Origin of the sequence: Roseomonas nitratireducens, from assembly GCF_017813355.1 — a bacterium.
Taxonomy (GTDB): Bacteria; Pseudomonadota; Alphaproteobacteria; order Acetobacterales; family Acetobacteraceae; genus Neoroseomonas; species Neoroseomonas nitratireducens.
The window spans coordinates 114,777-121,374 of sequence record NZ_JAGIYZ010000017.1 but is presented as its reverse complement, the minus strand read 5'-3'; the positions used below and the strand labels follow the sequence as shown (position 1 = coordinate 121,374).

Below are 6,598 nucleotides of genomic sequence, written 5' to 3'. Positions count from 1 at the left end.
CCACCGCCGCCGCCGCCGCCACCGCCGCCGCCGCCGCCGCCACCACCGCCGCCGCCACCGCCGCCACCGCCGTGGGCTTCAGCCTGCGACGACAGGAAGTAGGTGGCGGCGGGCACCGCCGCGAAGGCCGCGGCCGCCAGCAGCAGCGCGCGGGCCGTGCGGCGGACGGAAGCGACCTTCGCCGAGGGTGACCGTGCCGCCGCGAAAAGGCTCTCTGGTGTCCTGGTCTGCATCTTGCGCTCCCTATTGGATCCGTGGGCCAGCGCCTGCGTCGGTGACGCGGGCGTGATCCGGGAACCGCAAGTCGCGTGCCAACCCGCCGCCGCTGCCGGGAACAGCAAAAATCGGCGGTTCGCCGGGAGAATCTCGATTCAGGGCCATCCCCGCATGGACGGGGGATTTGGCCGATGTTGGGGGCTATCCCCCGATTGGGGGTCTGCCCCCCGGGGAACTCCCAGGGTTGACGTATGACGTCCGCCGGGGGAAGGGCGGGGGAGACTTCACGAAGAACCAAGGGAGACCTGCAGATCATGACCGAGACGCGCCCCCAAGCGCGCCTGCGCCGTCCTGTGCGCATCGCCACCCTGGCCGTCGCCGCCTTCGTCGCCTCCGTCCCCCAGGCCATTGCCGCGCCCTGTCCCCTGGGCATGCCGGTCTCGGGCGAGTTCTCCTCCGCCTTCGGCCATCGTGGCCGGGGCTTCCATCCGGGCGTGGACATCCGCGCCCCCGTCGGCACGCCGGTGCGGGCTGCGACCGGCGGGACGGTCGTCTTCGCCGGCCGCTACTACGCCTATGGCCTGATGCTTGAAATCGAGCACCGGGACGGCACGCGGTCCCGCTACGCGCATCTGTCGCGCTTCGCCTCCGACGCGCGGCTCGGCTCCTATGTCTTCCCCGGCCAGGTGATCGGCGCGGTGGGGCGGACGGGCCGGACGACGGGCGCGCATCTGCATGTCGAGCTGCGGCGCGACGGGCGCCCGGTCGATCCCTGGCCCTGGCTCACGCGCACGGCCTGCGTCGACGACCGCCAGGTCGCCGAGGCGCCGCCGCGCTGAATCCAGCCTTCGGCTCGGCGCGCGGCCAGCGCGCCGGCCTTGCGCGATACCCGTCGCACGAAGGTCGACCCTTCGTGCGACGGGCGTGACGGCGCCGCCCGTCATGCGCCGAAAATCTGCATGCAATCTTGTATGCAGTAGGCGGGGACAGGCTCCCGCCGCACGGCGACCGGCCGTGCCGGGCCGGTTTCAGCCGCCCCGCGCGCGCCGCAGCGCCGCCTGCGCCATCCGGTCGAGCGCGTTGAGGAACCGCGCCCGGTCGGCCGCGGCCATCGGCGCCGGCCCGCCGGTGATGGCGCCGGACTCGCGCAGCGCGCGGGAGAGTTCGCGCCCGGCCAGCGCGCCGCCGATATTGTCCTCGGTCCAGGGATGCCCCTTGAAGGACAGCGCCGCGGCGCCCTTCGCGAGGCAGCGCGCGGCGAGCGGGATGTCGGCGGTGATGCAGATGTCCCCCGCGCGCGCTTCCTCGACGATGCGGTCATCCGCCACGTCCGCGCCGGCGGCCACGACCACCAGGCGCACGAGCGGCGAGGGCGGCGGGCGGACCGGGCGGCTGCCATTCGTCACCAGCAGCGTCTCGAGCCCCAGGCGGAGGGCGACGCGCAGCGCTTCCTCCCGCACCGGGCAGGCATCGGCATCGATCAGCAGGCGGGGCGTCGTCGTCTCCATGGCCCCCCCTATGCCGTCTTCGGCGCGGGTGCGATACCGGGCGCGCGATTGCTGAGGGACGTTCGCCATGACCAGCGCCGAGGGCGCGCCCGCCACCTGGCACGGCATCCTGCGCCAGGCCTTCAAGGACAACGATGTCCGCCTCGTCACCTATGTGCCGGACAATGTCCTGCGCCCGCTGATCGAGGGCGTGCACGCCGACCCGTTCTTCACCGCCTTCACCTGCGCGCGGGAGGAGGAAGCCGTCGGCATCGTCACCGGCGCGACCATGTCGGGCATGCGCGGCGTGGTGCTGATGCAGACCTCCGGCTTCGCCACGCTGCCCAACGTGCTCGCCAGCCTGCCCGTCGCCTGCCAGGTGCCGGTGGTGATGGTGGTGAGCGAGCGCGGCACGCTCGGCGAGTTCAATCCCGGCCAGGCGATCGTCTGCCGCACCATGCGGCCGATCCTCGATTCCATGGGCATCGAGCACCACACGATGAGCCGGCTGGACGAGGCCGCCTTCGTGGCCGACCGCACCATCCGCCAGGCCTTCGCCACGCGCTGGCCGGCCTGCCTGATCCTCTCGCCGCTGCTGACCGGGGGGCGCAAGTGACCGACGCGACCGACAACCTGCATGTGATGAACCGCGCCGCGCTGACCAAGCGCCTTGTCGGCGCGCTCAAGAACCGCGAGGCCGTGGTGGGCGGCATCGGCAATTCCAACTGGGATCTCTGGGGTGCCGGGCACCGGCCGGAGAATTTCTACATGCTCGGCAGCATGGGCCTCGCCGCGCCGATCGCGATGGGTGTCGCGCTCGCGCAGCCCAAGCGCCGCGTCTTCGCCCTCGAAGGCGACGGGTCGCTGCTGATGCAGCTGGGCTGCCTGTCCACCATCGCGGCGCAGGCGCCGAAGAACCTGTGTGTCATCGTCTGGGACAACGGCATCTACCAGATCACGGGCGGGCAGGGGACGCCGGCCGCGGCATCGCGCACCGACATCGTCGCCATCGCGCGCGCCTCCGGCATCGCGGGCGCGACCTGGGCGGCGGACCAGACGGAATTCGACGCGCTGGTGGCCCGCGCGCTGACGACCGACGGGCCGCATTTGATCGGCGTGAAGATCGACAACGAGCCGGGCCGCACGCAGACCGACCGCGACCCGATCCGCTTCCGCGAATCCTTCATGCGGGCGATGGCGGAAGCGGTCTGATACCGAGCGCACGAAGGCTTCACCTTCGTGCCCCTCATACGCCGGGCGCCGGCCATCCGGCCGCCTTGGCCGGGTTCATCCTGCACGCCTCCGGCGTGACGCCGGACGGCCGGCGGGCAGCATTCGCGGCCTCGGCCTTTCGGGCCGCAGGTCTGTACTTCGCGCTTCCGGGCTGCGGGCTCGGACCGGATCAGGGCGCGGCGGGTTCGAAGCCCTGTCCCTGGCCCGCGCGGGTCAGGTCGCCCACCGTCTCGGCGAAATTGTCCCGCCGCGCGACATTGGTCGCGGCGAGGAAGCGCAACGGTTCCTCCGCCCGCGGCGCGCGCCGCGCCGGCGCCGCCGCCCCGAAGGACGAGGCCGGCACGTAGCCGAGCCGCATCCCGCCCGGCCTTTCCACCGCGACGAAGTCCGGGTCCCGCGACGGGCGCAGCGCCACCTGCGTGCCCGCCGGCAGTGTCGCCACGCGCACCGCCGTGGCGTCCGGCCGGGCGCGCAGCGGCAGAGCCAGCGGCGTGGTGGATTCGATGGCTGGCGCGGCATCCGCCCCTTCCGCCCGCGCGCCGGGGACGAGGGCTTCCATGGCGGGTGCGAGTTCCGCGTCGCGCGCGGCGATGCGGGCGGCGATCTGCTGCGCCAGCGCGGCATCGGCCGCGGCGGCCGCGCGCAGCGCCTCGAGCCTCGGTGCGGCGGCGGCGGCGGTGAGGGTGCCGTCCGCCACCGCGGCGCGGATGTCGGCGGCGGCGCGCAGCCGGCAGTCGAGCAGGAATTCCGCGGCGTTGCGGGCGAGGTCGAGATTGGCGTTCTCGCGCTCGATATCGGCGGCGACGGTTTGCCGCAGGGCGGCGTCGTCGGGTGCCGCGCGGCGGCGTTCGGCCAGGTAGTCGGCCATGGCCACGCCCGCGGCGGCACCCGCGGCCGCGCCGATCAGCGCGCCGGCGACGGCGACGCTGCCGGGGACGATGATGACCCCGCCGCGCCGCGGCGCGATGCCGCCGCCGACCGCCGCACCCCCGGCCGCGCCGGCGATGACGGCGCCGGCGAACAGCCCGCGGGCGAGCTCGAAATTCGCGCGCTGGCGGCCGCAGGCGTCTGAGGGATCGATGGCCGTCGTCGCGCCCGGCGCGCCCGGGCTGGCCGGCGCGCAGGCCGCGAGCGTCGCGGCCAGCGCCAAGGGCAGGCCGGCCTTGAAGATCCGCCGCATTGGCCCGCCCCCTTGTTCGCAGGCCGCGACGCTATCGCCGGAGGCGACGCGGCGGCAAGCGCCTCATCCCAGCCGCTGCTGGTCCCCGTCCACCGCCAGCGCCTGGCCGCTGACCGTCCGCCCGAAGGGGGAGCAGAGGTAGAGCGCCATGTTCGCGATGTCCTGCTGCGTCACGTAGCAGCGCAGCGAGACGTCGCGCAGCAGCTCCTGCTCCTTCTCCCGGAAGGACACGCCCTGCGCCTGGGCCTTGGCCTCGATGACGCGGCGGATGCGGTCGCCGGCGACGAGGCCGGGGCAGATCGCGTTCACGTTGATCCCGTCGGGCCCCAATTCGATCGAGAGCGACTTGGTGAAGCCGACCACGCCCCATTTCGCCGCCGCGTAGGGGCTGCGCAGCGGGAAGCCGAAGCGCCCGGCGGCGGAGGAAAGGTTGACGATGCTGCCGCCGCCCGAAGCGCGCAGATGCGGCACGGCGCGCCGCACGCAATGGAACATCGAGGAGAGGTCGATACGCAGCGTGGCTTCCAGCGCCTCGGGCGTCACGTCCTCGACCCGCGCGGTGGGGCCGGCGATGCCGGCATTGTTCACCAGCGCGTCGAGGCCGCCGAGATGGGCGGCGGCCGCGTCGACGAAGCGCTCGCACTCCGCCACCTCGCCCATGTCGGCGCGCATGGCGGGGTGGGGGCAGGTGGCGAGCGCCTCCGCATCCAGGTCGCAGACGAACACCTTCGCGCCGCGCGCGGCGAAGCTGTCGGCCATGACGCGGCCGATGCCGCCCGCGCCCGCGCTGATGGCGACGCGAAGGCCCGAAAGGTCGACGGGTAGCGGCGTGTCGGCGCCCTGCATGCGGATCCTCCCCCTGAATGGCATTCCGCCGGCCGCGGGTCGGGCCGCGGCGGCGCGCGCAGTCTGGGCGGCGCGCGCGCGCGCGACCAGCCCCCGGCGGCGTGTCCCGGGTCACAGGCCCCGTCGCGGCGGGGCGAGGCGGCGTTTCCTTCCGCGCCCGTGCGCCCGTACATTGCCGAGGCCATGAACACCAACCTGCTCGACATCGTCTCCGGCTCGACCATCGTCCTGGTCATGCTGCTGCTCGTCGCCGTGCTGACGGCCACGCGCGGCATCCGCACCGTCCCGCAGGGCGAGGTCTGGACGGTGGAGCGCTTCGGCGCCTTCACCCGGATGCTCTCCCCGGGGTTGAACTTCATCATCCCCTTCATCGACGGCATCGGCCGGCGCGTGAACGTGCAGGAGCAGGTGCTCGATATCCCCGAGCAATCCGTCATCACCCGGGACAACGCGACGGTCGCGGTGGACGGCATCGTCTACTACCGCGTCATGGACCCGGCGAAGGCGGCCTATGCCGTGCAGGACCTGGCCGTCGCGCTCACCGCGCTGACCATGACCAACATCCGCGCCGTGATCGGCGAGATGGAACTCGACGCGACGCTGTCGGGGCGGGAGAGGATCAACTCCTCCCTGCTCAACATCCTCGACGGCGCGACCGACCCCTGGGGCGTGAAGATCGCGCGCGTCGAGATCCGCAAGATCGAGCCGCCCGAGAACCTGATCCGCGCCATGAACCTGCAGATGACGGCCGAGCGCGAGCGCCGCGCCACCGTCGCCAAGGCTGAGGGCGAGCGGGAGGCCGAGATCAAGCGCGCCGAGGGCGAGAAGCAGGCCCTGATCCTGTCCGCCGAGGGCCGCCGCGAGGCCGCCTTCCGCGACGCCGAGGCGCGCGAGCGCCTGGCCGAGGCCGAGGCGAACGCGACCCGCATGGTGGCCGAGGTCGCCGCCGGGGCGGGCGGCGACGCGCTGCGCTACTTCATCGCCGACAAGTACGTGAAGGCGTTCGAGACGCTGGCCGGCAACACCGCGCAGAAGCTGGTGATCGTGCCGATGGAGAGCAGCGCGCTCGCCGGCGGCATCGCCCAGGCGATGGAATTGCTGCGCGGGCCGGATGGCGGCGCGCCCGGCGGCGGACCCAGGCCGCCGCGCCCGCCGGCGCCGCCGACCGCGGAGGTGGCCTCGCCATGGATGCCGCGCTGATCTGGATCCTCGCCGGGCTCGTGATGCTCGGCGCGGAGGTGATGCTGCCGGGCGTCTTCCTGCTGTGGGTGGGGCTCGCGGCGATCGGCACGGGGCTGCTGCTGTTCGCGGTCGCGCCGCCCTTCTGGGTGGCGGTGGCCGTCTTCATCGTGCTGCTCGGGGCCGGGATCGCGGTGGCGCTGCGCCTGAAGCGCGCCGAGCATCCGCGGCCGCGGGTGAATACGCCGGATTCCGGCCTGGTCGGGCGCTTCGGCGTGCTGACCGAGCCCGGCGCGGCGGGGCCTCGCGTGCGCCTGGGCGATTCCGACTGGGCGGCGCGCCTGCCGCGCGACGCGGCGGAGACGCCCGCCGGGACCCGCGTGCGGGTGGAAGGCGTGGACGGCACGACGCTGGTGGTCCGGCCGGAGTGAATCCGCGTCCCGGCTTGTCGCGCATC

The 6,598-nt window shown here is 73.7% G+C and carries 9 protein-coding genes; 5 read left to right on the top strand and 4 right to left on the bottom strand.

All coding sequences use genetic code 11. From position 1 onward, the window contains the following. Positions 1 to 233: hypothetical protein (locus J5Y09_RS17270; protein ID WP_408904062.1), on the bottom strand; the 233-nt coding region annotated here is incomplete at its 3' end. Positions 234 to 530: 297 nt separating this feature from the next. On the opposite strand from J5Y09_RS17270, the gene J5Y09_RS17265 reads away from it, so the two are divergent. Continuing rightward, positions 531 to 1,055, top strand: a complete 525-nt coding sequence (locus tag J5Y09_RS17265) for a M23 family metallopeptidase (protein WP_209353064.1) — start codon at positions 531 to 533, stop codon at positions 1,053 to 1,055. A 189-nt stretch (positions 1,056 to 1,244) separates the two neighbouring features. Here the strand turns inward: J5Y09_RS17265 and J5Y09_RS17260 are convergent, their stop codons facing one another. Then, complete coding sequence (locus J5Y09_RS17260) at positions 1,245 to 1,724, bottom strand: YaiI/YqxD family protein (RefSeq protein WP_209353063.1); 480 nt, start codon at positions 1,722 to 1,724, stop codon at positions 1,245 to 1,247. Positions 1,725 to 1,791: 67 nt separating this feature from the next. Between J5Y09_RS17260 and J5Y09_RS17255 the strand changes: the two genes are divergently transcribed. Continuing rightward, positions 1,792 to 2,319 carry a thiamine pyrophosphate-binding protein gene (locus J5Y09_RS17255; RefSeq protein ID WP_209353062.1) on the top strand — a complete coding sequence of 176 codons (528 nt, stop codon included), beginning with the start codon at positions 1,792 to 1,794 and terminating at the stop codon, positions 2,317 to 2,319. Continuing rightward, positions 2,316 to 2,915, top strand: coding sequence for a thiamine pyrophosphate-dependent enzyme (locus tag J5Y09_RS17250; RefSeq protein WP_342451498.1), 600 nt, complete (start codon positions 2,316 to 2,318; stop codon positions 2,913 to 2,915). The genes J5Y09_RS17255 and J5Y09_RS17250 overlap by 4 nt, the downstream gene beginning before the upstream one ends. Before the next feature lie 190 nt (positions 2,916 to 3,105). Here the strand turns inward: J5Y09_RS17250 and J5Y09_RS17245 are convergent, their stop codons facing one another. Together J5Y09_RS17245 and J5Y09_RS17240 are read right to left on the bottom strand one after the other, a co-directional pair. Beyond that, the gene (locus J5Y09_RS17245) at positions 3,106 to 4,116 is read right to left on the bottom strand and encodes an SH3 domain-containing protein (protein ID WP_209353061.1); all 1,011 of its coding nucleotides are present in this window, start codon (positions 4,114 to 4,116) and stop codon (positions 3,106 to 3,108) included. A 63-nt stretch (positions 4,117 to 4,179) separates the two neighbouring features. Further along, positions 4,180 to 4,962: an SDR family oxidoreductase gene (locus J5Y09_RS17240; RefSeq protein WP_209353060.1), complete on the bottom strand. Its 783-nt coding sequence runs from the start codon at positions 4,960 to 4,962 to the stop codon at positions 4,180 to 4,182. 183 nt (positions 4,963 to 5,145) lie between these two features. Here J5Y09_RS17240 and J5Y09_RS17235 point away from each other — a divergent pair, with 183 nt between their 5' ends. Both J5Y09_RS17235 and J5Y09_RS17230 read left to right on the top strand, forming a co-directional pair. Continuing rightward, positions 5,146 to 6,162: an SPFH domain-containing protein gene (locus tag J5Y09_RS17235; protein ID WP_209353059.1), complete on the top strand. Its 1,017-nt coding sequence runs from the start codon at positions 5,146 to 5,148 to the stop codon at positions 6,160 to 6,162. After that, positions 6,147 to 6,572, top strand: a complete 426-nt coding sequence (locus J5Y09_RS17230) for an NfeD family protein (protein ID WP_209353058.1) — start codon at positions 6,147 to 6,149, stop codon at positions 6,570 to 6,572. The genes J5Y09_RS17235 and J5Y09_RS17230 overlap by 16 nt, the downstream gene beginning before the upstream one ends. The last annotated feature ends 26 nt before the right edge of the window (positions 6,573 to 6,598 follow it).

Coding starts and splice junctions, on each gene's coding strand:
- J5Y09_RS17235 (WP_209353059.1), top strand. CDS start 5,146: ATGAACACCAACCTGCTCGACATCGTCTCCGGCTCGACCATCGTCCTG.
- J5Y09_RS17255 (WP_209353062.1), top strand. CDS start 1,792: ATGACCAGCGCCGAGGGCGCGCCCGCCACCTGGCACGGCATCCTGCGC.
- J5Y09_RS17245 (WP_209353061.1), bottom strand. CDS start 4,116: ATGCGGCGGATCTTCAAGGCCGGCCTGCCCTTGGCGCTGGCCGCGACG.
- J5Y09_RS17260 (WP_209353063.1), bottom strand. CDS start 1,724: ATGGAGACGACGACGCCCCGCCTGCTGATCGATGCCGATGCCTGCCCG.
- J5Y09_RS17240 (WP_209353060.1), bottom strand. CDS start 4,962: ATGCAGGGCGCCGACACGCCGCTACCCGTCGACCTTTCGGGCCTTCGC.
- J5Y09_RS17265 (WP_209353064.1), top strand. CDS start 531: ATGACCGAGACGCGCCCCCAAGCGCGCCTGCGCCGTCCTGTGCGCATC.
- J5Y09_RS17230 (WP_209353058.1), top strand. CDS start 6,147: ATGGATGCCGCGCTGATCTGGATCCTCGCCGGGCTCGTGATGCTCGGC.